We start from the raw sequence: 23884 nt of genomic DNA, 5'->3' as shown, positions 1-23884 counted from the left end.
TTTTTTGATTTAGCCATTTGCGCTTGTACAAGGACTGTTATTTAATGTAGGAAAACACAAACCGTCCGTAAGTGTCGGATGCTGATAGGAAATTGGCTGTGCTAGGGCTCCTAAAGAAAAAAGCGAACACGCTGCTGGGCATCGATGTCAGCTCCACCACGGTGAAGCTGCTTGAGCTTAGTCGCGCCGGAGGCCGCTACAAGGTTGAAGCCTATGCGGTCGAACCCTTGCCACCCGGAGCGGTGGTCGAGAAAAACATCGTCGAGCTTGAAGGCGTTGGCCAGGCACTGGAGAAAGTGCTTGCGCGCTCCAGAACGTCGCTCAAGCAAGCTGCTGTCGCCGTCGCCGGATCTGCAGTGATCACCAAGACCATCGAAATGGATGCCGGTCTTGATCCCGACGAGATGGAAGAGCAGATCAAGCTCGAAGCTGACCAGTACATTCCCTACCCCCTCGATGAAGTAGCCATCGATTTCGAGGTGCAGGGTCCATCCCCCCGCAATCCAGAACGAGAAGAAGTGCTGTTGGCGGCCTGTCGACGTGAGAATGTTGACATTCGCGAGGCGGCGCTGGCGCTGGCAGGCCTGACGGCGAAAATCGTCGAGGTCGAGGCCTACTCGATGGAGCGGGCGTGCGAGTTGGTGGTCGGTCAGTTGGACGCGGATGATGCCGGGCTGACCATCGCCGTCATCGATATCGGCGCGACCATGATGACGCTGAGCGTCTTGAGTGGTGGGCGCACAATCTACACGCGCGAACAGCTGTTCGGCGGCAAGCAGTTGACCGACGAGATCCAGCGCCGTTACGGCCTGTCTCAGGAGGAAGCTGGTCTGGCCAAGAAGCAGGGCGGTCTGCCTGACGACTACGAGTCTGAGGTGCTGGCGCCGTTCAAGGACGCGGTAGTGCAGCAGGTTTCTCGTTCGCTGCAGTTCTTCTTCGCTGGTGGTCAGTACAACGACGTTGACTACATTCTGCTGGCTGGCGGCACGGCTTCGATTCCTGGGCTGGATCAACTGGTTCAGCAGAAGATCGGAACCACCACCCTGGTTGCCAACCCCTTTGCAAATATGACCCTGTCGAACAAGGTTGACGCGGTTGCTCTGAGCAATGATGCGCCAGCCCTGATGATCGCGTGTGGTCTGGCAATGAGGAGTTTTGACTGATGGCTCGCATTAACCTGTTGCCTTGGCGCGAGCAGCTAAGGGAAGAACGAAAAAAGGAATTCCTGACGATTCTGGCACTGGTTGTCCTGTTTGCAGGGGCGCTGGTCTTTTTGGGTGACCGCTACATCAACGGACGAATTGACCATCAGAATGAGCGAAATGCTTTCCTGAAGAAGGAAATCACTCTGCTGGATGCTCGAATCAAGGAGATCGAGGAGCTGCAGGCGCGCCGAGCTCAACTGCTTGATCGTATGAAAATTATCGAGGATCTGCAGGGTAAGCGTCCGATTATTGTGCGAGTGTTTGATGAGCTTGCGCGTACGTTGCCCGACGGAGTGTATTTCACCGAATTGGCGATGAAGGGGGCGGAATTGTCGGTCAAGGGTGGCGCTGAATCGAATAGCCGAGTGTCGAATCTGATGCGTCAGATGGACGGCTCTGAGTGGCTGACCGCACCCAATCTGACGGCGGTGAAAGCGGTGACGTCTGGCGCGCTCGACCAGGCTAATGTGTTCGAGCTGACCGTCAAACAGACCGCGCCGCGTGCTGGTGCCGCTGAGGGAGAACAGCAGCCATGAGTTTCGCTCAACAAATGGAAAGTTTGAAGAAAGTTCAGGCGGATGACCTGGATTTCAACAACATTGGTTCTTGGCCAGCAGCGCTAAAGGTCATTGTGTGTGCGGTTGTTTTTGTCGTGCTTGCTGTTCTGGGGTATCAGTTCCATCTCAAGGATCTCAGGGTGAACCTTGAGCGAGCTGAGCAGCAGGAAGTTGAATTGCGTAAGGAGTTTCAAGACAAGTCCTTTCGTGCGGCAAACCTGGAAGCTTATCGAGAGCAGCTGGAAGAGATTGAGGAGCGTTTCAGCGGCCTGCTGAAACAGCTTCCAAAGGATAGCGAGGTCCCGGGCCTGCTAGAAGATATCACCCAGATGGGGCTTAACAGCGGTTTGGAGTTCGAGTCCATCACTCTGCAGCCCGAGGTGGCGCAACAGTTTTATGTTGAACTGCCGATTCAGATTAACGTCCGCGGTAGCTATCACGATCTAGCCACTTTCGTGAGCAGTGTTGCTGGCCTGCCTCGCATTGTGACTCTTGGCGATTTTGGCATTGAGCCGGTCAGCGAGAATAATCCTGATCTGCTCGCGATGGAAATTATCGCGAAAACCTATCGCTATAATGATGCGGCAGAGGAGGGGCAGCAATGAGCGTAATGAGCCCCAGGTTTTTGGGTGTTGTCGCGGCCTCCCTTTTGACGGTCGGTTGCAGTGGTGGTGAGTTCGCTGACTTGCAGCGATTTATGGATGAAACCAGAGCGCGCCCTTCGGGCACAATTGAACCTCTGCCTCGGTTTGAGCCTTATGAGGCTTTTACCTACAGCGCCTCCTCCTTGCGCAGCCCGTTTCAGCCTCCGATCAAGATTGATCTTAGTCAGCGGCAAAAAGGATCTCAGGATATCAAGCCGGACGAGAACCGGGTCAAACAGTTCCTTGAAGGCTTCAACATCGAAAGCTTCGAGATGGTTGGCACTCTGAGTAATGCGAGTGGAATGCAGGCACTGATTCAGGGTGCTGGCAGCGTCCACCGTGTTCATGTAGGCGATTATTTGGGACGCAACCATGGACGGGTTACCGGTATTGAAGAAAATCGCGTCGATGTAGTGGAAATCGTGCCGGATGGTGAAGGCGGGTGGTTGGAGCGTCCGCGTACCCTCAGCCTCGCTGAGCGCGGGTAGGACAACCAGGGAGAGATAACATGAACTGCAAACAGTCACGCGTGGACCGCAAAAAAATGCTTCTGACCAGAAAACTTCCGCTCGCGGCGCTGATGTCGCTGCTGAGCCCGCTAGCCTTGGCTGCCGACCTGCAAAATATGGATGTGGCCTCGTTGCCGGGCGACCGCGTCGAGCTGAAGTTGACCTTCGATGAGCCGGTCAGCGCTGCTCCTAAAGGTTATACCATTGATCAGCCTGCTCGGATTGCGCTTGATCTTCCCGGTGTGCAGAACAAGCTAGGTGAGCGTTCTCGTGAGCTTGGACTTGGTAATGCGCGCAGCGTTACCGTCGTCGAGGCAGCTGATCGAACGCGCCTCATCATCAACCTGACGTCGCTGGCACCTTACAGCACACGCGTCCAGGGTAATGACCTCTATGTCACTGTGGGTGCTGAAGCTGCTGCTCAGGCCGCTGCCCCGGCGCCGACGCCGGTTGCTAGTAACACCAACTGGCGCGCCACTGACGAGCCTGCTGTTTCCGGTGCGGTTGCAGCCGGTGGCCGTGCCATCAGCAGCCTTGACTTTCAGCGTGGGACAGACGGATCCGGTAACGTAATCGTTGATCTGAGTGACCCCGGTATCAAGGTGGATGTTGAGGAACAGGGAGGGCGCGTCCGCCTGAACTTCCCCAACACGCGTCTGCCTGATGAGCTGCGTGTCCAGCTCGACGTCAAAGATTTCGCAACGCCGGTCAACTTCGTCAATGCTACCGGCAGTGGTAACAACGCGACCATCGTCATCGAGCCTACTGGTAGCTATGAGCATCTGGTCTACCAGGCTGACGACCGTCTGACCGTCAGCTTCAAGCCGCTGACGCGCGCAGAAGTCGAGCAGCGTCGTGCCGATGCATTTACTTACTCCGGCGAGAAGCTGTCGCTGAACTTCCAGGATATTGAAGTGCGTTCGGTGCTGCAGTTGATTGCCGACTTCACGGACCTGAACCTGGTTGCCAGTGATACCGTTCAAGGTAGCATCACGCTGCGCCTGCAGAACGTGCCGTGGGATCAGGCGCTGGATCTGGTACTGAAGACTAAGGGTCTGGATAAGCGCCAGATTGGCAACGTGCTGCTGGTCGCTCCAGCAGAGGAAATTGCTGCCCGCGAGCGTCAGGAGCTGGAATCACAGAAGCAGATTGCCGAACTGGCCCCGCTTCGTCGTGAGCTGATTCAGGTTAACTACGCCAAGGCAAGCGACATTGCTCAGCTGTTCGCGTCGGTAACCTCTGCCGATGCTGATAGTCAGCGCGGGTCGTTAACCGTCGACGAGCGCACCAACAGTATCATTGCTTTGGAAACCCAGGATAAGCTCGACGAGCTGCGTCGAATCGTTACCCAGCTGGACATCCCTGTGCGTCAGGTGATGATTGAAGCGCGTATTGTTGAGGCCAATGTTGGCTTTGATAAGGCGTTGGGGGTGCGTTGGGGTGGTAATTTGAACTTGGGTGGCAACTTCTCTGCTTTCGGGAAAGACGGCGAGACCAGTATTGGCGAGGCTCCAGATTTCTTGCCTGACGGAACCAGCACTGGCGGGTTCTATGGGATTGCAGAGCGTCCGGTGAACTCCCCCTTTATAGACATGGGTGTGGATGGTGCAACCTCGGGTATTGGTATCGGCTTTATCACCGATAACACCATTCTGGATCTGCAGCTGTCAGCCATGGAAAGCACTGGAAACGGTGAGATTATTTCCCAGCCAAAGGTCGTTACCTCTGACAAGGAAACCGCGAAGATTCTGAAGGGCTCCGAGATTCCCTATCAGGAAGCCAGCTCCAGCGGTGCAACCACTACTGCGTTCGCAGAGGCTGTGCTCTCCCTGGAAGTGACCCCGCAGATCACTCCGGATAACCAGGTTATCATGGAGGTCATCGTCACCAAGGATGAGCCGGACTTCACCAACGAGGTAAATGGTGTGCCGACGATTCGCAAGAATGAGGTCAACGCGAACATCCTGGTTGCAGATGGTGAAACAATCGTAATTGGTGGCGTGTTCTCAAGTGAGTCGCAGAGTGCTCAAGAGAAGGTGCCGTTCCTTGGTGACCTGCCGATTCTTGGCAAGGCTTTCCGTCGCGATATTAATTCGGAAACCAAGAACGAGCTGCTGATCTTCCTGACGCCGCGCATCATCAATAACGGAGCTATTACGCTTGCCAGGTAAGTCTGTTGCGTAACGTTTTTCTAATTGGCCCGATGGGAGCTGGAAAAAGCACCATCGGGCGTTTGCTTGCCAAAGAGCTGAAATTTCCTTTCAAGGACTCCGATCGCGAGATTGAGGTCCGTACGGGTGCCGATATCCCCTGGATTTTTGATGTTGAGGGGGAAGAGGGTTTCCGGCAACGAGAGGAGGCTATGATCGCTGAGCTGGTTGAGGAACGCGGCATTGTGCTTGCTACCGGCGGTGGTGTGGTCATGCGCCCGGCGAACCGGGCTGCTCTGACAGCAAATGGCCTGGTGGTTTATCTGTGTACCAGCGTGGAGCAGCAGCTTCAGCGTACCGCAAAAGACCGCCAGCGCCCCCTCTTGCAAACCGCTGACCCTGAAGCGGTGCTTCGTGACCTGATGGCACGGCGTGACCCGCTGTATCGTGAAATCGCCGACCTTATTATCGAGACCGATCAGCGCGGCCCCAAGGTCGTGGTCAATACCATTCTTGGCAAGCTTCAGGAAGACTGAGTCGCCATATATCCGGGTCTCAGGTGACTGTTGTATGCTGTGCCCGCTTAAAACGGGGAGTGTCCTGATGCAGTGTCTTAAAGTCGATCTGGCTGATCGCAGTTATCCTATCTATATCGGTGCCGGCATTCTTTCTGACGAGGCCTTGCTGCAGCGTCATATCGCCGGTCGCCAAGTCTGTGTCGTTACCGACGATACCGTTGCTCCCCTGTATCTTGAGTCGCTGCTGCAAAAGTTGTCCGGCTATCGCGTGACCAGCGTAGTGCTGCCGACCGGCGAGGCCTACAAGAACTGGTCAACGCTGCAGCAGGTGTTTGATGCGCTGCTTGCCGAGCGTCATGATCGTCGCACCACCCTGATTGCGCTGGGTGGCGGTGTTATCGGAGACATGACCGGCTTTGCTGCGGCGTGCTACCAGCGCGGCGTGGACTTTATTCAGGTGCCGACTACGCTGCTTTCTCAGGTCGACTCTTCTGTTGGCGGCAAGACCGGTATCAATCATCCGGCAGGCAAGAATATGCTAGGTGCGTTTTATCAGCCCAAGGCGGTGCTGATCGACACCGACAGTCTGCGCACTTTGCCCGAGCGCGAGGTTAGCGCCGGGCTGGCTGAAATCGTCAAATACGGTTTGATCCGGGACGCGGATTTCCTGACCTGGCTTGAGCAGAACATGGCAGCGTTGCGTGCGCTGGACGCGGCGCTGGTGACCTACGCGATTGAGCGCTCTTGCGCCATCAAAGCTGAGGTGGTCGCGGCCGATGAGCGCGAAGGCGGCGTGCGCGCCATCCTGAACCTGGGGCACACCTTTGGCCATGCTATCGAGGCGCATCAAGGCTACGGCAGCTGGCTGCACGGCGAAGCGGTTGGCGCCGGCATGGCGATGGCCCTGGACCTGTCCTGCAGGCTCGGCTGGATTACGGACGCTGAGCGAGATCGCGGTGTTGCGCTGATCAGCGCGGCGGGTCTGCCGACGGTACCACCCAAGGGCATGGTTGCCGCTGATTTTGAACGTCTCATGTCGGTCGACAAGAAGGTGCTGGATGGTCAGCTGCGCCTTGTGCTCTTGCGCGGCATGGGTGAGGCCGTTGTGACGGCTGAATTTACTGCTGATGCGTTGCGTCAGTGTCTTGTGGGGTTTGAACAATGAGCAAAGGCTTTGATGAAGTCTTCACGGCTGTGAGTGGCGCCGATGATCTGCTGGATCATTACCAGTTCACGCATGATCCCTTTGCTCCGCGCACCCCCGGATTTCGCTTTTTTACCCCCAAACGCAAAAGCGTGCTGGCCGAGTTGCACCACCTTGCCCGCTATGGCGATCAGGTCATGGCGGTCACGGGCCCTCAGGGCAGTGGCAAGACATTGCTGCGCCAGGCGCTGGTCGCCAGTAGCAATAAAGACAGCATCCAGTGCGTTGTGCTGTCTGCGCGGGAGATGCCCGCTGAAAGTGCGCTGCTTGCCGGGCTGTGTCAGGCGGTCAGTGCCGAGCAGCGCGACGTCGCCAGTTTGCTCCGCAAGGCGCAGCAAAGTGAGGCGGTCGGTATTCAGTTGTATCTGGTCATCGACGATGCGGAGTGTCTGGAGTCGTCTGCCGTCAGCATGCTGAGCGAGATTGCCGAGGCCGGACCGGCGGCGCCGCGTGTCTTCCTGTTCGCTGATAGTGAGGCGGAGGCGGCGCTGTCGCTCGTTCGCAAGTCGGATGATGCGCCTGCCGTGCATATGATCGCCCTGCAGCCACTGGATGTCGCCGAAACGCGGGATTACATGGCTCAGCGCCTTGAGGGGGCTGGGCAGGGAATTGAGTTGTTGGATGATGCGCAAGTTGAGTGGGTACATCAGCGCAGCGGCGGCTGGCCTGGCGGTATCAATCAGGCTGCGCGGCAGGCATTGCTGGCCGCTATGCAGGAGGCGCCCGTTGCCATGCGTCGAGCCGGTGGCAACCCATTCCCGGTCAAGGCGCTGGCCGCGCTGGTACTGATCGCCGCGGGCATCGGCGTCGCCTGGTATATGGGTGATCAGCCGCAGGAGCCAGAGCGAACAGTTCTGCAGCTCCCTGCGCCAGTAGTCGAGGCGCAGAGTCAGGCGCCGGTATCGGCCCCGCTGCCTGGGGACGGCACCACGAGCGGTGCTCAGAATGCGAGCTCGGCAGCTGCGTCGGAAGAGGATGCCGTGCCGACGCTGGTTGATGCGCAGGCTCCCTCGGCGCCCGATCCGGCACCGGTGCAGACTGAAGCGCCTGCACTGGACGCAGAGCCGGACCCAGCGCCAGCCTTGACGGCTCCGGCTCCGGCTCCGGCTCCGGCTCCGGCTCCGGCTCCGGCTCCGGCTCCTGAACCTGCAGCGAAAAAAGCCGAGACCGAGCCACGCGAGGTCGCACCGCCGGCCGCGCCAGCGGCGGCGCGTCCTGCTTCGGGTTATCACGATGCCAGCTGGTATCGTCAGCGTCCCGGTTCGGAGTACGTTGTCCAACTGCTTGGCTCACGCTCCGAGGCGGCCGCCAAGGCCTTTATCGCTCGCCATGCCGAGGTCTCTGATCTGGGCTACTTTGAGACCACGCACCAGGGCGAGCCCTGGTATGTTGTGACGCAGGGGGCCTATGCTTCCCGTCAAGCGGCGCAGGCCGGTGTTGCCAAGCTGCCGCCCGCACTGCGTGATAGCAAGCCCTGGCCTCGCGGGATGGCTGATATCCAGAGCGCTCTACGCTAAGCTGTCAGGCCCGCCGCTAGGCGGGCCTGCTGACCAAAAAGGCGTGGCCGATGCCTGTCGGTAGCGCTATAGTCGGACTACAAAGTTTCCGATTTACGACATTTGAATACGCCCAAGCGGCATCATTGCGCCAAAAAAAATTGTGAGCGTGCTTGGCGCTGTGTACAATTACTCCCCTTTTGCCCGGCGCAGAGCCAGATTTATCCGTGGTCTGGTTTTTTAAGTGCCTGAATTTATTAGCTTTTTGAGAGAGTGCCTATGAAAGCAGGTCTATACCAGCCTGATCAGTTCAAGGATAACTGTGGCTTTGGTTTGATTGCCCACATGGAAGGCCAGCCCAGTCACCACCTGCTGCAGACGGCCATCGAAGCCCTCACCTGCATGACGCACCGTGGCGGTATTAATGCTGACGGCAAGACCGGCGACGGTTGCGGCCTGCTCATTCAAAAGCCGGATCGCTTTCTGCGCGAGGTCGCTCGTGAAACCCTGTCGGTCGAGCTGCCAGAGCAGTACGCCGTCGGCATGGTGTTCATGGGGACTGACGAACCGGCTGCCGCCGCGGCCAAGCAGGCCTTCGCCGATGCGCTGGCCGATCAGGGCCTGACCGGCCTGGGCTGGCGTCCGGTGCCGGTCGATCCGACCAAGCTGGGGCCGCTTGCTCGCACTAGCCTGCCGCGTATCGAGCAGGTGTTCGTCTCTGGCGAGGGCCTGGACGAGCAGCAGTTCGGTGTGAAGCTCTTTTATGTGCGCCGCAAGGCTGAAATTGCCATGCAGGCCGACAGCAGCTTTTATGTCTGCAGCCTGTCGCACAAGGTCATCTCCTATAAAGGCTTGATGATGCCGGCGGATCTGGACAAGTTTTATCCAGATCTGGGTGACGAGCGCATGGAAACCGCGATCAGCGTGTTCCATCAGCGCTTTTCCACCAACACCCTGCCCAAGTGGCCGCTCGCCCAGCCGTTCCGTCTGGTTGCCCACAACGGTGAAATCAACACCATCACGGCCAACCGTAACTGGGCTCACGCGCGTCGCAACAAGTTCACCAACGACCTAATGCCCGATCTGGACAGCCTGGCACCGCTGGTCAATACCACCGGCTCCGACTCTTCCAGCATGGATAACATGCTGGAGCTGCTGCTGTGTGGTGGCATGGACCTGTTCCGCGCGATCCGCATGGTCGTGCCGCCAGCCTGGCAGAACGTTGAAACCATGGACGCCGACCTGCGTGCGTTCTACGAATACAACTCCATGCACATGGAGGCCTGGGACGGCCCGGCCGGTATCGTGCTGACCGAAGGTCGCTACGCGGTCTGTCTGCTCGACCGTAACGGCCTGCGCCCGGCGCGTTACGTCATCACCAAGAACGGCTACATCACGCTGGCGTCTGAAATCGGCGTATGGGACTACCAGCCCGAGGATGTGGTCAGCAAGGGGCGTGTTGGTCCGGGTCAGATCCTGGCGGTCGACACCCAGACCGGCGAGGTGCTGCATACCGATGATGTCGCCAATCGTCTGAAGTCTCGCCACCCCTACCGCAAGTGGCTGAAAGAGAACGCCCTGCGTATTCAGGCGACCCTGGACGACCGCGATCACGGCGCTGACTTCCTGTCGGCCGAGGCGCTCAAGCAGTACATGAAAATGTTCCAGGTCACCTTTGAGGAGCGTGATCAGGTGCTGCGTCCGCTGGCCGAGAACGGTCAGGAAGCGGTCGGCTCCATGGGTGACGACACCCCGATGGCTGTGCTGTCTGGTCGGGTTCGCTCGGTCTACGACTATTTCCGTCAGCAGTTCGCCCAGGTAACCAACCCGGCGATCGATCCGCTGCGTGAAGCCATCGTCATGTCGCTGGAAACCTGTCTGGGTGCCGAGCGCAACGTGTTCGAAGAGACTGCCGATCACGCCAATCGCGCGATCCTCAGCTCGCCGGTGATCTCGCCGGCCAAGTGGCGCACCATCATGAACCTGGATGAGCGTCCCGGTTTTGCGCGCCACGTGATTGACCTGAACGTCGCAGAAGGCACCCTGCTGGGCGATGCCGTGAAGGACATCACCGCGCAAGCTGAAGCGGCCGTGCGCGAAGGCAAGACCATCATCGTGCTCAGCGACCGTGCCATCGAGCAGGGCAAGCTGCCGGTTCATGCGGCGCTGGCGGTTGGTGCGGTGCACCACCACCTGACCGCGGTTGGTCTGCGTTCGGAGTGCAACATCCTGGTCGAAACCGCTACCACCCGCGACCCGCATCACTATGCGGTGTTGATCGGCTTTGGTGCGACCGCGGTTTACCCGTATCTGGCCTACGAAGTGCTGGGTGACCTGATCCGTACCGGTGAGGTGATCGGCGACCTGTTCGAGACCTTCAAGTACTATCGCAAGGGCATTTCCAAGGGCCTGCTGAAGATCCTGTCGAAGATGGGCATCTCCACCATCGCTTCTTACCGTGGCGCCCAGCTGTTTGAAGCGGTCGGTCTGGCAGACGAAGTGGTTGATGTCTGCTTTACCGGTGTTGTCAGCCGTATTCAGGGTGCCCGCTTTGAGGACCTGCAGGCCGAGCAGGCGCTGCTGGCCAAGGAAGCCTGGAACCCGCGCAAGTCCATCCAGCAGGGTGGCTTGCTGAAGTTTGTCTTTGGCGGCGAGTACCATGCCTACAACCCGGACGTGGTCCGCGCGCTGCAGGACGCCGTGCAGGGCGACAGCTACGACAAGTATCAGGAATACGCCGCGCTGGTGAACAGCCGCCCGGTTGCTGCGCTGCGTGACCTGCTGAAGGTGCGCGATGACCAGCAGGCAATCTCGCTGGATGACGTTGAACCGCTGGAGTCCATCTTCAAGCGCTTCGACTCGGCGGGTATCTCCCTGGGTGCTCTGTCTCCCGAGGCGCACGAGGCAATTGCCGAGGCGATGAACCGTCTGGGCGCGCGCTCCAACTCCGGTGAGGGCGGTGAAGATCCGGCCCGTTACGGCACTGTGCGTACCTCCAAGATCAAGCAGATCGCCTCCGGTCGCTTTGGCGTAACGCCCGAGTACCTGGTCAACGCCGACGTGCTGCAGATCAAGGTCGCCCAGGGTGCCAAGCCCGGTGAAGGTGGTCAGCTGCCTGGCGGTAAGGTGAACGAGCTGATCGCCCGTCTGCGTTACGCGGTCCCGGGTGTCACGCTGATTTCGCCGCCGCCGCACCATGACATCTACTCGATTGAAGACCTGTCGCAGCTGATCTTTGACCTCAAGCAGGTCAACCCGCAGGCGCTGGTCTCGGTCAAGCTGGTCTCCGAGCCGGGCGTTGGCACCATCGCTGCCGGCGTGGCCAAGGCCTACGCTGACCTGATCACCATTTCCGGCTACGACGGTGGTACCGGCGCATCGCCGCTGACCTCCATCCGTTATGCCGGTTCGCCCTGGGAGCTGGGCCTGTCTGAAGCCCATCAGACCCTGCGCGGCAATGATCTGCGCGGCAAGGTGCGCGTGCAGACCGACGGTGGTCTGAAGACCGGACTGGACGTGATCAAGGCGGCCATTCTCGGTGCCGAGAGCTTCGGCTTTGGTACCGCGCCGATGATTGCCCTGGGTTGCAAATACCTGCGTATCTGCCACCTGAACAACTGTGCGACCGGTGTTGCAACGCAGAACGAGCATCTGCGTGATAACCACTACATCGGCACCGTCGAGATGGTGATGAACTTCTTCACCTACGTCGCGATGGAAACCCGTGAGTGGCTGGCCAAGCTGGGTGTGCGCACCCTGCAGGACCTGATCGGCCGTACCGACCTGCTGGACATCCTGCCGGGTGCAACCGGCAAGCAGCAGAACCTGGATCTGCGCCCGCTGCTGGGCAGCGATCTGGTGCCGGCTGACAAACCGCAGTTCTGCGAGTCGCCGCGTAACGAGCCGTTCGACAAGGGCCTGACTGCCGAGAAGATGGTGGAGATGGCGCGTGCCGCCATCGATGGCCGCACCGGTGGTGAGTACCAGCTGTCGCTGACCAACTGTGACCGTTCCATTGGTGCCCGCGTATCGGGCGAGATTGCCAAGGTGCACGGTAACCAGGGCATGGTCAGTGCGCCGATCACCTTCCGCATGACCGGTACTGCCGGCCAGAGCTTCGGTGTTTGGAACGCCGGTGGCCTGCACATGTACCTGGAAGGCGACGCCAACGACTACGTCGGCAAGGGCATGACTGGCGGCAAACTGACCATCGTACCGCCCAAGGGCAGCCCGTTCCGTTCCGAGCAGACCTCGATCATCGGCAACACCTGTCTGTATGGTGCCACTGGTGGCAAGCTGTTCGCCGCCGGTATCGCTGGTGAGCGCTTCGCGGTCCGTAACTCGGGCGCCCATGCCATCATCGAAGGCGCGGGTGATCACTGCTGTGAGTACATGACTGGCGGGATGGTCTGCGTACTGGGCAGCACTGGCCACAACTTCGGTGCGGGTATGACCGGTGGCTTTGCCTATGTGCTGGACATGGATAACACCTTCTTCGACAAGCTCAATCACGAGCTGGTCGAGCTGCACCGTATCAGCAACGAGTCGATGGAAATGTACCGCAGCCACCTGACTCAGGTGCTGGCCGAGTACGTGACCGAGACCGGTAGTGCCTGGGGTGCAGAGGTGCTGGACAACCTGGACGACTACATCCGTCGCTTCTGGCTGGTCAAGCCCAAGGCCGCGAGCCTGCGCGCGCTGCTGACCAGTACCCGAGCGAACCCACAATAAGCCGCCCGAGGCAGGCCGCTGCGGCGGCCTGCCGGCCCTGATGAGTCTGGCAGTGGCGTGACGTGATCGCCGCTGCAGTGTAGAGGTTTAGATATGGCAGACCGTTTGAATAACGACTTCCAGTTTATCGATGTAGGTCGTAAAGATCCGAAGAAGCGCCCGCTGCGCGCGCGCAAGACCCAGTTCGTTGAGATCAACGAGCAGTTCAAGCCGGATGCGGCCTCCGAACAGGCGCATCGCTGCCTCGGTTGCGGCAACCCCTATTGCGAATGGAAGTGCCCCGTGCACAACTTCATTCCCAACTGGCTGAAGCTGGTCTCCGAAGGCAACATCCTTGAAGCCGCCGAGCTGTCGCACCAGACCAACACCTTGCCGGAAGTGTGCGGCCGCGTGTGCCCGCAGGACCGTCTGTGCGAAGGCGCCTGTACCCTGAACGACGGCTTTGGTGCTGTTACCATCGGTTCGGTCGAGAAGTACATCACCGACACCGCCTTTGCCATGGGCTGGCGTCCAGACATGTCCGGCGTAGTACCGACCGGCAAGCGTGTTGCCATTATCGGCGCAGGCCCGGCCGGTCTGGGCTGCGCCGACGTGCTGGCGCGTGCCGGCGTGTCTCCGGTGGTGTTCGACCGCAATCCGGAGATTGGCGGCCTGCTGACTTTTGGTATTCCCGAGTTCAAGCTGGAAAAGACGGTAATGTCCCGTCGTCGTGAGGTGTTTGAAGGCATGGGTATCGAGTTCCGCCTGAACACCGAGATCGGCAAGGACGTGATGATCGACGAGCTGCTGGCCGACTACGACGCCGTTTTCATGGGCATGGGTACCTACACCTACATGAAGGGCGGCTTCCCCGGCGAAGATCTGCCCGGTGTCTACGACGCGCTGGATTTCCTGATCGCCAACGTGAACCGCAACCTGGGCTTTGAAAAGTCGGCCGATGACTTCATCGACATGAAGGGCAAGACCGTTGTGGTTCTCGGTGGCGGCGACACCGCGATGGACTGTAACCGCACTTCCATCCGTCAGGGCGCCAACGCCGTGACCTGCGCCTATCGTCGCGACGAAGCGAACATGCCGGGCTCGCGCAAGGAAGTGAAGAACGCCAAGGATGAGGGCGTTAAGTTCCTGTTCAACCGTCAGCCGATTGCCATTGTTGGTGAAGACAAGGTTGAAGGCGTCAAGGTAGTTGAAACCCGCCTGGGCGAGCCTGACGCCCGTGGCCGTCGCAGCCCCGAGCCGATCCCCGGTTCCGAGCAGGTACTGGCTGCCGATGCGGTGATCATCGCCTTCGGTTTCCGTCCCAGCCCGGCCGACTGGTTTGCCGACAAGCAGATCGATACCGACAGCCAGGGTCGCGTGGTGGCACCGGAGCAGGCGCAGTACAAGTTCCAGACCAGCAACCCCAAGGTGTTTGCCGGTGGTGACATGGTGCGCGGCTCCGATCTGGTCGTAACCGCCATCTGGGAAGGTCGCCAGGCAGCCGAAGGTATCCTCGATTACCTCGAGGTGTGACAACAGGTCACGGCCTGTCTGTTACCAACAAGGGCGCCTGCGGGCGCCCTTGTTGCTTTGCGGCCTGATGTTTATGCGCAATTGCCGCTACAATGGCCGCTGACCTTTTTTGACTGGATGGGCCCCATGACTGAACTCAAGAACGACCGTTTCCTGCGCGCACTGGCACGTCAGCCTGTGGATGTCACCCCGGTGTGGATGATGCGTCAGGCCGGCCGCTATCTGCCTGAATACCGGGCATCGCGGGCCCGTGCCGGCGATTTCATGGGCCTGTGCATGAATCCGGAGATGGCCTGCGAGGTCACCTTGCAGCCGCTGGATCGCTACCCGCTGGATGCAGCCATTCTGTTTTCCGACATCCTCACCATTCCCGATGCCATGGGGCAGGGCCTGTATTTTGAGACCGGCGAGGGCCCGCGCTTTCGCAAGGTGATCGATACCGCAGCCGATATCGAGGCACTGCCGGTGCCGGACCCGGAGCAGGACCTGGGCTACGTGATGGATGCGGTGCGTACCATTCGCCGTGAGCTGAACGGCCGTGTGCCGCTGATCGGCTTCTCCGGCAGCCCATGGACGCTGGCAACCTACATGGTTGAAGGCGGCTCCTCCAAGGATTTCCGCAAGACCAAGGCCATGCTGTATGACCAGCCTGAAGCCATGCACCTGCTGCTCGACAAGCTGGCTCAGTCGGTGACCAGCTACCTCAACGGGCAGATCAAGGCCGGCGCCCAGGCAGTGCAGATCTTTGATACCTGGGGTGGCAACCTGTCTGCCGACGCCTACCAGAAGTTCTCGCTGGCTTACATGCGCAAGATCGTCTCCGGTCTGATCCGCGAACACGATGGTCGCAAGATTCCGGTCATTCTGTTCACCAAAAATGGTGGCCTGTGGCTGGAAAGCATTGCCGACGCCGGTGCCGACGCGCTGGGTCTGGACTGGACCATGGATATCGGCGTGGCGCGTTCGCGGGTTGGTTCAAAGGTTGCATTGCAAGGCAATATGGATCCGACCGTGCTGTACGCCAAGCCGGAGGCGATTCGCGCCGAGGTCGCGCGTATTCTGGCCAGCTATGGCAAGGGCAGCGGCCATGTATTCAACCTGGGCCACGGCATCACGCCCGAGGTCGACCCGGCTCACGCCGGTGCCTTCATTGAGGCTGTGCACGAGTTGTCAGCGGTTTATCACGATCCGAATGCTATCGTGGTTTGATGCCGTCTGCGCTGGCAAAGGGCAGGGCTGTTGATTTCTGAACAAGGAGAGGGCGTATGCGTAGGGTAGTGTTCAACCAGAAAGGCGGTGTCGGCAAGTCGAGCATCGCCTGCAATCTGGCTGCGGTCAGTGCGGCAGCGGGCTATAAAACGCTGGTGATTGATCTGGACCCGCAGGCGAACTCCAGCCATTACCTGCTCGGTGAGCGGATGAAGGATGTGGATACTACTATCGCGGATTTCTTCTCGCAGACTCTGTCCAGCGGATTGTTCAGCAAAAAGGCCGAGAACTTCGTTACCGAAACGCCGTTCGAGAACCTCTGGCTGATGCCGGCCAGCCCCGAGCTGGCCGAGCTGCAGCACAAGCTGGAGTCGCGCTACAAAATCCAGAAGCTGCGCAAGCTGCTCAAGGACTTGAAGGATAACTACGAGCGGATCTACATCGATACGGCTCCGGCGTTCAACTTCTACACCATGTCGGCGCTGATTGCCGCTGACCGCGTGTTGATTCCCTTTGATTGCGACAGCTTTTCGCGTCAGGCGCTGTACGGCCTGCTGACCGAGCTGGAAGACGTGCGTGAAGAGCACAACGAGGACTTGGCGGTCGAGGGTATCGTGGTCAACCAGTTTCAGCCGCGTGCGGCCCTGCCGCAGAAGATGCTGGATGAGATGATCGCTGAAGGTCTGCCGGTGCTTCCGGTGCACCTGAACAGCTCGGTGCGCATGCGCGAGTCGCACGAGGCGGCCACGCCGCTGATTTTCCTCGATGGCCGGCACAAGCTGACTCAGCAGTTTATGGCGCTGCACGACCATATCGAGGCGCAATAGGCTGCGCCTGGTCGTATTGACCAGCCGGACTTCCTTCTTCATGCTCGGCGCTGGACTTCAATAACAAGGACAGCGCCATGAAGCTCGAAACGCTTGCCATACACGCCGGTTACACCCCCGACCCCAATACGCACGCGGTTGCCGTGCCAATCTACCAGACCACCTCCTACGCCTTTGACGACACTCAGCACGGGGCCGATCTATTCGATCTGAAGGTGCCTGGCAATATCTACACGCGCATCATGAACCCCACCAACGACGTGCTGGAACAGCGCGTTGCGGCGCTGGAAGGCGGTGTTGGTGCCCTGGCTGTCGCCTCCGGTATGGCGGCTATCACCTACGCGATCCAGACCCTGGCCGAAGCGGGCGACAACATCGTTTCCGTGGCCAAGCTGTATGGTGGTACCTACAACCTGCTTGCGCACACCCTGCCGCGCCAGGGTATCGAAACCCGCTTTGCCGCCCATGACGACATCGCCGCGCTGGAAAGCCTGATTGATGCGCGCACCAAGGCGGTGTTCTGTGAGTCCATCGGCAACCCGGCGGGTAACGTGATCGATATCCAGGCGTTGGCTGATGCCGCCCATCGTCATGGCGTGCCGCTGATTGTCGATAACACCGTCGCCACCCCGGCGCTCTGCCGCCCGTTTGAGCATGGGGCTGACATTGTGGTGCACTCGCTGACCAAGTACATGGGCGGCCACGGCACGACCCTTGGCGGCATCGTGGTGGATGGCGGCTGCTTCCCCTGGGCTGAGAACGCGGAGCGCTTCCCGCTGCTCAACACCGCTGACCCGTCCTACCACGGTGTGGTCTACACTGAAGCCTTCGGCCCAGCGGCTTTCATTGGTCGCTGCCGTGTTGTGCCGCTACGTAACATGGGCGCGGCGCTGTCGCCGTTCAACGCGTTCATGATTCTGCAGGGGCTGGAAACCCTGTCGCTGCGCATGGAGCGTCACTGCGACAACGCCATGGCGGTCGCCAGCTTCCTGCAGAGCCACCCGCAGGTTGCCTGGGTACAGTACGCCGGGCTGGAGGATCACCCCGAGCACGCCCTGGCCAAGCGCTACATGGGCGGCACGCCGGCGTCGGTACTGTCGTTCGGGATCAAGGGCGGCCAGGAGGCCGGTGCGCGCTTTATCGATGCGCTGAACCTGGTGGTGCGACTGGTCAACATCGGCGACGCCAAGTCACTGGCCTGTCACCCGGCCTCGACCACTCACCGTCAGCTCAATGACGAAGAGCTGGCCAAGGCTGGCGTGCCACGCGACATGGTGCGCCTGTCGATCGGTATCGAGCATATCGACGACATCCTCGCCGATCTGTCGCAGGCGCTGGAAGCTTCGCGCTAAGCGCTTTCCCGCTTTGCGGGAAGCGAGCTGCAAGCCGCAAGCTGTAAGCAAGACCCGCGCGGTGTTAAATCGCGCGGGTTTTCTTATGTTTGGGATGGCACTCTGAATGCAAAAAGTGTTTGACTGCCTGTAGGTCAACTCATACTGATTACGCTTCCAGCTTCCAGCTTCCAGCTTCCAGCTTCCAGCTTCCAGCTTCCAGCTTCCAGCTTCCAGCTTCCAGCTTCCAGCTTCCAGCTTCCAGCTTGCGCGCGCCAGCGCGCGTTTCAGGGAAACAGCGGCCAGATCAGCGGGATGATAAGCGAGCCAGCTGCCCACATGATCAGGTTTAGCGGTACGCCGATGCGCATAAAGTCCGAGAAGCGGTAGCCACCGGCGCTGTAAACGAAGGTGTTGGTCTGGTAGCCGATGGGGGTGGCAAAGCTGGCACTGGCAGCAAACATCACCGCGACCACAAAGGGGCGCGGGTCCGCGCCGAGCTGTTGGGCAACGCCAATCGCAATCGGGGTGACCAGTACCGCGACGGCGTTGTTGCTGACCACTTCGGTGAGGATCGAGGTGAGCAGGTAGATGAACGACAGCATGAACAGCGGTCCGAGTAGCGGCGACAGCGTCATCACGTGGCTGACCACGGTATCCACTAGGCCGACCTTGTTCATCGCGATACTGATCGCCAGCATGCCGAAGATGAGCGTCAGGATGCGCCAGTCGATGGCCTTGTAGGCGTCTTCGGTATCCAGACAGCCGGTAGCGACCACCAGCGCGGCAGCAATCATCGCCAGCCCTTCGATGGGCATGACTTTGAACGCGGCCAGCACCATCACGGCCAGCACAGCGGCGATGGCGATCGGCGCCTTGTCGCGGCGGTAGGCGCGCTCCTGTACCGAGTTGAGGCTGATCAACTCGCCGTTGTCGGCAAACTTCTTGATCTGCGACGCTGTGCCTTCTACCAGCATGACGTCACCGAACTGCAGTTCGAAGTCATCCAGGTTGTCCTGAATATTCTCGTTGTGGCGGTGCACTGCCAACACGTGAATTCCGTAGCGCGCAGTCAGGTTGAGGTCGCGCATCGGGCGGTGGCTGTAGCGGGAGTTGCGGCCCACAATGGCCTCGGCCAGCATCACATCGCGGGTCGAGATGGTCTCGAAGCTGTCGGCGCGGTTGATCGCCAGCAAGCCGTTGTGCCGCAACTCGACAAAATCACGCATGCTGGTGTGCAGCACCAGACGGTCGCCTGCCAGTAACTGGGTGTCGTTAAGCGGGGTAGACAGCTCCTCATCGCCGCGAAAGATTTTCAGCACACGGATACCGCTGTTGCCGTTCAGGTTGGCCTGGCTGATGGTCTGGTTGATCACCGGCGAGTCGTGCGGCACCAGCAGCTCGGTCATAAAGGTGCGCGCCTGGTCCGGACGCAGCTGGCGCGACAGGCTTTCACGCTCGGGCAGCAGTCGATGGCCGATCAGCAGCACAAAGGCCATGCCGATGCTGGCCATGATCATTCCTGGCAACGTGATATCGAACATGCCGAACGGCTCCAGCCCCATCTGCCGGGCAACGCCGTCGACCAGGATGTTGGTGGAGGTGCCGATCATGGTCATGGTGCCGCCGAAGATGGTGGCGTAGGACAGCGGAATCAGCATCTTCGAGGGCTTGCTGCCGATGCTGGTGGCCAGTGCAATGGCAACCGGCGTGAGGATGGCGACCACCGGTGTGTTGTTGATGAAGGTCGATAGCAGCAGGGCCGTCATCATCAGACTGAACAGCGTGCGCCACTGGCTGCCGCCGCCCATACGCGCCAGCCAGTTGCCGAGGGTCTCGACGCAACCGGTTCGCTCCAGCGCCGCGGACAGGATAAACATGCAGGCAATGGTGATGGGGGCACTGTTGGACAGTACGCCAAGGACGTCGGCTGGCGATAGTAGTTGGCTGACCAGCAGCACGGCAACCGCGATGCCCACGACCACGTCGGGGCTGAATTTTTCCCGCGCGAAGGCGTAGAACACCCAGCACAGCAGCAGTGCTACGCCTATCAGGGGCAGTGAATCCCAGCTCATCGGTAACCGAACTCTCTCGTGAGGTATCGGGTCCGCAGTCGGACCCACGCTGGGCGTCACATTAAGAGTCGGCGCTATATTTGTCCAAGCACAAAAACTGATTTTTATATTCTTAAAAAGAATAAAGCTTGTTTACGATGAGCAGCTGATTTCCAGATGTCGGCCCCAGTCCGGCGGCGCGGCGGCGTAGGCCTCGGCGCCCGCCTGCGGGCTGAATGGCTGGCGCAGGATGTGATGCAGTCTACGCACTTCGTTGAAGTCGCCTTGCTCGGCGGCAGCAATGGCGTTCTGGGCCAGATAGTTGCGCAGAACATACAGCGGGTTGGCTGCCTGGCGCGCGTCGAGGGGCGCGTCGCAGCGCTGCTCATGTTGCTGTCGCCAGGCGTCGAAGGCGTCACGGTCGATAAACTGGTCGCGCACCAAGGGGTGCTCTTCAGCGAGTTGGCGCAGGGTCAGGTGGTAGTCGGCTCCGCTGGCCTGCATGAGTTGCAGCAGGGCGTCGATCTGTTCGGCGTCATCCTCGCGCGTGGCTGTCCAGCCCAGGCGCTGGCGCATCAACGCCAGATAGTGCTGCTCGAACAGCGGCATGAAGTTGGCCAGTTCAGCCTTGAGTTCGTCAACGGAGGCAAAGGGTGTCAGGGCCTGGGCCAGGCAGGCTAGGTTCCACTGGGCAATCAGCGGCTGGCGGTGAAAGGCGTAGCGCCCTTCGTGGTCGGAATGGTTGCAGATGTGCCGGGCGTCAAAGGCGTCGAGAAAGGCATAGGGGCCAAAGTCAAAGGTGATACCCAGTATCGACATGTTGTCGGTGTTCATGACCCCATGACAGAAACCGTATGCCTGCCAGCGGGCGACCATCTCGGCAGTGCGCTGTAGCACCTGATGCAGCATGGCCAGAGCGGGGTTCTCTGCGTTGCGGCAGTCCGGATAGCAGGTGTCCAGTGTGAACTCCAGCAACTGACGCAGCGCGTCTTGCTGGCGGGTGTAGTAGAAGTACTCGAAGTGACCAAAGCGGATATGCGAGGGCGCCAGGCGCAGCAACATGGCGGCGCGCTCTTCGCGCTCGCGGTACACCGGGTTGTCGCCGACGGTGACGCACAGAGCCCGGCTGGTCGGGATGCCCAGCGCATGCAGGGCTTCGCTGGCGAGAAACTCGCGGATTGATGAGCGCAGCACCGCGCGGCCATCGCCCATGCGCGAGTAAGGCGTGCTGCCGGCGCCCTTGAGGTGCAGATCCCAGTAGGCGCCGGCCTGGTTGACCACCTCGCCCAGCAGCAGGCCGCGACCGTCGCCCAGTTGCGGGTTGTAGGCGCCAAACTGATGCCCGGAGTACACCATGGCGCGGGGCTCGGCATCGCTCCACACCTTGTGGCCGGCAAACAGCTCCACCAGCAGTGGGTCTGCGGCCTGGTCGGAATCCAGGTCTAGCAGGGCCAGCGCGTCTTCGCTGCACACCACCAGTCGCGGGTTGCTCAGTGGTTCGGGCAACACGCGGCTGGAAAAAGTGTCTCCCAGACGGGCAAAGCGATTGTCGAACTGCAGGTCGGCCAGAGTGGGCACAATTGGCTCCTTGTTTGGGTCTGACTCACCATGCTACAGCAGTGCCGCATGGCTGGCAGCGCTGCGTTATAGCGCTGTATCAGGAGAGGTAATGCACGGCCCAATTTCTTGACCGCAGGGGCGTCGGTCCTTAGTGTTCAAACACCTGTATGAAATCATGCTGCCGGTGGTGACTGGCCGCCCTTTGGAGAGTCGACATGCCTGAATATAACGCCCCCTTGCGCGACATGCGCTTTGTCATGGACGAGCTGCTGGACATGACCGGCAGCTACGCTGCGTACGGTCTGGAAGACGCCACCCCGGATCTGGTCAGCGCGATCCTGGAAGAGGGTGCCAAGTTCACCAATCAGGTGCTGTCGCCGCTCAACCGCACCGGTGACGAAGAAGGCTGCCACATCGAAAACGGCGTCGTCACCACGCCCAAGGGCTTCAAGGAAGCCTATCAGGCCTATTGTGAAAACGGCTGGGGCTCCATGACCGCTTCTCCCGAGTACGGCGGGCAGGGTCTGCCGTCCTCGCTGGGTCTGATTCTGGCTGAAATGGTGGCCTCGGCTAACTACTCGTTCAGCATGTACCCGGGCCTGTCCCACGGTTGTGCTGCGGCGATCGCTGCGCACGGCACCAACGAGCAGAAAGAGCTGTACCTGAACAAGCTGACCCCCGGCACCTGGACCGGCACCATGTGCCTGACCGAGCCGCACTGTGGTACCGACCTGGGTCTGGTCAAAACCCGCGCTGTGCCGCAGGCTGACGGTACCTACAAGGTGACCGGCACCAAGATCTTCATCTCGTGCGGTGAGCACGACATGTCTGAAAACATCGTTCACCTGGTACTGGCCAAGTTGCCTGACGCGCCGGCTGGCACCAAGGGTATCTCCCTGTTCATCGTGCCCAAGTTCCTGCCGGATGCGAACGGTGAAGTAGGCGAGCGCAACAGCCTGATCTGTGGCTCCATCGAGCACAAGATGGGTATCAAGGCTTCCGCTACCTGCGTGATGAACTTTGACGATGCCACCGGCTTTTTGATCGGTGATGTCAACAAGGGTCTGAACTGCATGTTCACCATGATGAACCACGCTCGCCTGGGTACCGGCATGCAGGGTCTGTGTCACGGTGAAGCGTCCTACCAGAGCGCGCTGGCTTACGCTAAAGATCGCCTGCAAATGCGTTCGCTGAAAGGCCCGGCTGCACCGGATAAAGCGGCTGACCCGATCATCGTTCACCCGGACGTGCGTCGCATGCTGCTGACTATGAAAGCCTTCAACGAAGGTAACCGCGCGCTGGCCTACCACACTGCCAAGCTGCTGGATCAGGCGCACTACGCGGCTGAAGAAGAAGCCCGTGCCGACGCAGAAGCACAGCTGGCCTTCCTGACGCCGATCTGTAAAGCCTTCATGACCGATACCGGTCTGGAAGCCACGCTGCTGGGTCAACAGGTGTTCGGTGGTCACGGCTTTATCCGTGAATGGGGTCAGGAGCAGCACGTTCGTGACTGCCGTATCGCGCCGATCTACGAAGGCACCAACGGTATCCAGGCCCTCGACCTGCTGGGTCGCAAGGTACTGGGTAGCCAGGGCAAGCTGCTGAAGACCTTCACCAAGCAGGTGCACCTGCTGTGCAAAGAGGTTGAAGGCGACGCCAAGTTTGGCGACTACGCGAAGAAGCTGGCCCAGCTGAACGCCCAGTGGGGCGAGCTGACCACCTCTGTTGGCATGAAAGCCATGCAGAACCCGGAAGAAGTGGGCGCTGCTGCGGTCGACTACTTGGCGTTCTCTGGTTACGTGGTTCACGCCTACCTGTGGCTGAAGATGGCGCTGGTTGCCCAGGCCAAGCTGGACGAAGGCAGCACTGAGGTCGACTTCTACAAAGGTAAGCTGGCGACTCAGGCGTTCTTCTATCAGCGTCTGCTGCCGCGCGCTCAGGCGCACGCCGAAGCGCTGACTGCCGGTGCTTCCAGCCTGATGGACATCGCTGTCGAGCAGTTCTGATCGGTCCGCTGATGTGAACCAAAACCCCGGCTCGCCGGGGTTTCAGACTGCTGACAAAGCCCCTAGCCGAAAGGCGGGGGCTTTTGTTTAATGGGTTGTCGTTTATCGCAGGCCAACCCGATGCTCAACCCCCCTTCACCCAAACAACACGCGCTGGAGATGGTCACCCTCGAAGAACTGGTGCCAGCTGACCATCTGCTGCGCAAGATCGCCCAGCACATTGATTTCGAGTTCATTCGTCCTGCCACCCAGCACCTGTATTGTGCTGACAACGGTCGCCCGGCGATTGACCCGGTCACTCTGTTCAAGATGCTGTTTATTGGCTACCTGTTCGGCGTGCGCAGCGAACGACAGTTAATGCGCGAGATTCA

General features: G+C 59.9%; 17 protein-coding genes. 15 read left to right on the top strand and 2 right to left on the bottom strand.

The features are described 5' to 3' along the window. Positions 1-98: 98 nt before the first annotated feature. The 13 genes from BM116_RS17585 to BM116_RS17525 all read left to right on the top strand — a co-directional run bounded on the left by BM116_RS17585 (position 99) and on the right by BM116_RS17525 (position 17914). Positions 99-1163 carry a pilus assembly protein PilM gene (locus BM116_RS17585; protein ID WP_083728328.1) on the top strand — a complete coding sequence of 355 codons (1065 nt, stop codon included), beginning with the start codon at positions 99-101 and terminating at the stop codon, positions 1161-1163. Then, the gene (locus BM116_RS17580) at positions 1163-1741 is read left to right on the top strand and encodes a PilN domain-containing protein (RefSeq protein ID WP_083728329.1); all 579 of its coding nucleotides are present in this window, start codon (positions 1163-1165) and stop codon (positions 1739-1741) included. The genes BM116_RS17585 and BM116_RS17580 overlap by 1 nt, the downstream gene beginning before the upstream one ends. Beyond that, a complete protein-coding gene (locus tag BM116_RS17575; RefSeq protein WP_083728330.1) occupies positions 1738-2367 on the top strand; it encodes a type IV pilus inner membrane component PilO in 630 nt (209 codons plus the stop codon). The genes BM116_RS17580 and BM116_RS17575 overlap by 4 nt, the downstream gene beginning before the upstream one ends. Before the next feature lie 5 nt (positions 2368-2372). Next, positions 2373-2894, top strand: coding sequence for a type 4a pilus biogenesis lipoprotein PilP (gene pilP, locus BM116_RS17570; RefSeq protein WP_083728342.1), 522 nt, complete (start codon positions 2373-2375; stop codon positions 2892-2894). A 56-nt stretch (positions 2895-2950) separates the two neighbouring features. Further along, on the top strand, positions 2951-5086 hold the full coding sequence (gene pilQ / locus BM116_RS17565; protein ID WP_083728343.1) for a type IV pilus secretin PilQ: 2136 nt from the start codon (positions 2951-2953) through the stop codon (positions 5084-5086). Between the two features lie 5 nt (positions 5087-5091). Further along, positions 5092-5601: a shikimate kinase AroK gene (aroK, locus tag BM116_RS17560; RefSeq protein WP_083728331.1), complete on the top strand. Its 510-nt coding sequence runs from the start codon at positions 5092-5094 to the stop codon at positions 5599-5601. A gap of 67 nt (positions 5602-5668) precedes the next feature. Then, a complete protein-coding gene (gene aroB / locus BM116_RS17555) occupies positions 5669-6748 on the top strand; it encodes a 3-dehydroquinate synthase (RefSeq protein ID WP_083728332.1) in 1080 nt (359 codons plus the stop codon). Continuing rightward, positions 6745-8304 carry an SPOR domain-containing protein gene (locus tag BM116_RS17550; protein WP_083728333.1) on the top strand — a complete coding sequence of 520 codons (1560 nt, stop codon included), beginning with the start codon at positions 6745-6747 and terminating at the stop codon, positions 8302-8304. The genes aroB and BM116_RS17550 overlap by 4 nt, the downstream gene beginning before the upstream one ends. 258 nt (positions 8305-8562) lie before the next feature. Continuing rightward, positions 8563-13014: a glutamate synthase large subunit gene (gene gltB, locus BM116_RS17545; RefSeq protein ID WP_083728334.1), complete on the top strand. Its 4452-nt coding sequence runs from the start codon at positions 8563-8565 to the stop codon at positions 13012-13014. 93 nt (positions 13015-13107) lie between these two features. Further along, positions 13108-14526, top strand: coding sequence for an FAD-dependent oxidoreductase (locus tag BM116_RS17540; RefSeq protein WP_083728335.1), 1419 nt, complete (start codon positions 13108-13110; stop codon positions 14524-14526). A 126-nt stretch (positions 14527-14652) separates the two neighbouring features. After that, positions 14653-15735: a uroporphyrinogen decarboxylase gene (gene hemE, locus BM116_RS17535; RefSeq protein WP_083728336.1), complete on the top strand. Its 1083-nt coding sequence runs from the start codon at positions 14653-14655 to the stop codon at positions 15733-15735. A gap of 56 nt (positions 15736-15791) precedes the next feature. Continuing rightward, positions 15792-16562, top strand: a complete 771-nt coding sequence (locus tag BM116_RS17530) for a ParA family protein (protein ID WP_083728337.1) — start codon at positions 15792-15794, stop codon at positions 16560-16562. 77 nt (positions 16563-16639) lie between these two features. Continuing rightward, positions 16640-17914: a bifunctional O-acetylhomoserine aminocarboxypropyltransferase/cysteine synthase gene (locus BM116_RS17525; RefSeq protein ID WP_083728338.1), complete on the top strand. Its 1275-nt coding sequence runs from the start codon at positions 16640-16642 to the stop codon at positions 17912-17914. A 266-nt stretch (positions 17915-18180) separates the two neighbouring features. On the opposite strand, the gene BM116_RS17520 is transcribed toward BM116_RS17525, so the two are convergent. Together BM116_RS17520 and selO are read right to left on the bottom strand one after the other, a co-directional pair. Continuing rightward, positions 18181-19968, bottom strand: coding sequence for an SLC13 family permease (locus BM116_RS17520; RefSeq protein WP_083728339.1), 1788 nt, complete (start codon positions 19966-19968; stop codon positions 18181-18183). Between the two features lie 132 nt (positions 19969-20100). Continuing rightward, on the bottom strand, positions 20101-21525 hold the full coding sequence (selO, locus tag BM116_RS17515; protein ID WP_083728340.1) for a protein adenylyltransferase SelO: 1425 nt from the start codon (positions 21523-21525) through the stop codon (positions 20101-20103). 197 nt (positions 21526-21722) lie between these two features. Here selO and BM116_RS17510 point away from each other — a divergent pair, with 197 nt between their 5' ends. Together BM116_RS17510 and BM116_RS17505 are read left to right on the top strand one after the other, a co-directional pair. Then, positions 21723-23513, top strand: a complete 1791-nt coding sequence (locus BM116_RS17510; protein WP_083728341.1) for an acyl-CoA dehydrogenase C-terminal domain-containing protein — start codon at positions 21723-21725, stop codon at positions 23511-23513. Between the two features lie 120 nt (positions 23514-23633). Beyond that, positions 23634-23884, top strand: a 251-nt coding sequence (locus BM116_RS17505) for a transposase (protein ID WP_139222370.1), incomplete at its 3' end; no start/stop codon positions are given.

Origin of the sequence: Halopseudomonas pachastrellae (genome assembly GCF_900114765.1) — a bacterium.
Lineage (GTDB): Bacteria > Pseudomonadota > Gammaproteobacteria > Pseudomonadales > Pseudomonadaceae > Halopseudomonas > Halopseudomonas pachastrellae.
Note: the sequence above shows the minus strand (reverse complement) of the source record. Positions and strands in the feature narration are given on the sequence as shown.

What these genes read in the sequence shown, in the direction of transcription:
- gltB (WP_083728334.1), top strand. Translation starts at nt 8,563, where the DNA reads ATGAAAGCAGGTCTATACCAGCCTGATCAGTTCAAGGATAACTGTGGC.
- BM116_RS17580 (WP_083728329.1), top strand. Translation starts at nt 1,163, where the DNA reads ATGGCTCGCATTAACCTGTTGCCTTGGCGCGAGCAGCTAAGGGAAGAA.
- BM116_RS17525 (WP_083728338.1), top strand. Translation starts at nt 16,640, where the DNA reads ATGAAGCTCGAAACGCTTGCCATACACGCCGGTTACACCCCCGACCCC.
- BM116_RS17575 (WP_083728330.1), top strand. Translation starts at nt 1,738, where the DNA reads ATGAGTTTCGCTCAACAAATGGAAAGTTTGAAGAAAGTTCAGGCGGAT.
- BM116_RS17520 (WP_083728339.1), bottom strand. Translation starts at nt 19,968, where the DNA reads ATGAGCTGGGATTCACTGCCCCTGATAGGCGTAGCACTGCTGCTGTGC.
- BM116_RS17530 (WP_083728337.1), top strand. Translation starts at nt 15,792, where the DNA reads ATGCGTAGGGTAGTGTTCAACCAGAAAGGCGGTGTCGGCAAGTCGAGC.
- pilP (WP_083728342.1), top strand. Translation starts at nt 2,373, where the DNA reads ATGAGCCCCAGGTTTTTGGGTGTTGTCGCGGCCTCCCTTTTGACGGTC.
- hemE (WP_083728336.1), top strand. Translation starts at nt 14,653, where the DNA reads ATGACTGAACTCAAGAACGACCGTTTCCTGCGCGCACTGGCACGTCAG.
- pilQ (WP_083728343.1), top strand. Translation starts at nt 2,951, where the DNA reads ATGCTTCTGACCAGAAAACTTCCGCTCGCGGCGCTGATGTCGCTGCTG.
- BM116_RS17550 (WP_083728333.1), top strand. Translation starts at nt 6,745, where the DNA reads ATGAGCAAAGGCTTTGATGAAGTCTTCACGGCTGTGAGTGGCGCCGAT.
- aroB (WP_083728332.1), top strand. Translation starts at nt 5,669, where the DNA reads ATGCAGTGTCTTAAAGTCGATCTGGCTGATCGCAGTTATCCTATCTAT.
- BM116_RS17540 (WP_083728335.1), top strand. Translation starts at nt 13,108, where the DNA reads ATGGCAGACCGTTTGAATAACGACTTCCAGTTTATCGATGTAGGTCGT.
- BM116_RS17510 (WP_083728341.1), top strand. Translation starts at nt 21,723, where the DNA reads ATGCCTGAATATAACGCCCCCTTGCGCGACATGCGCTTTGTCATGGAC.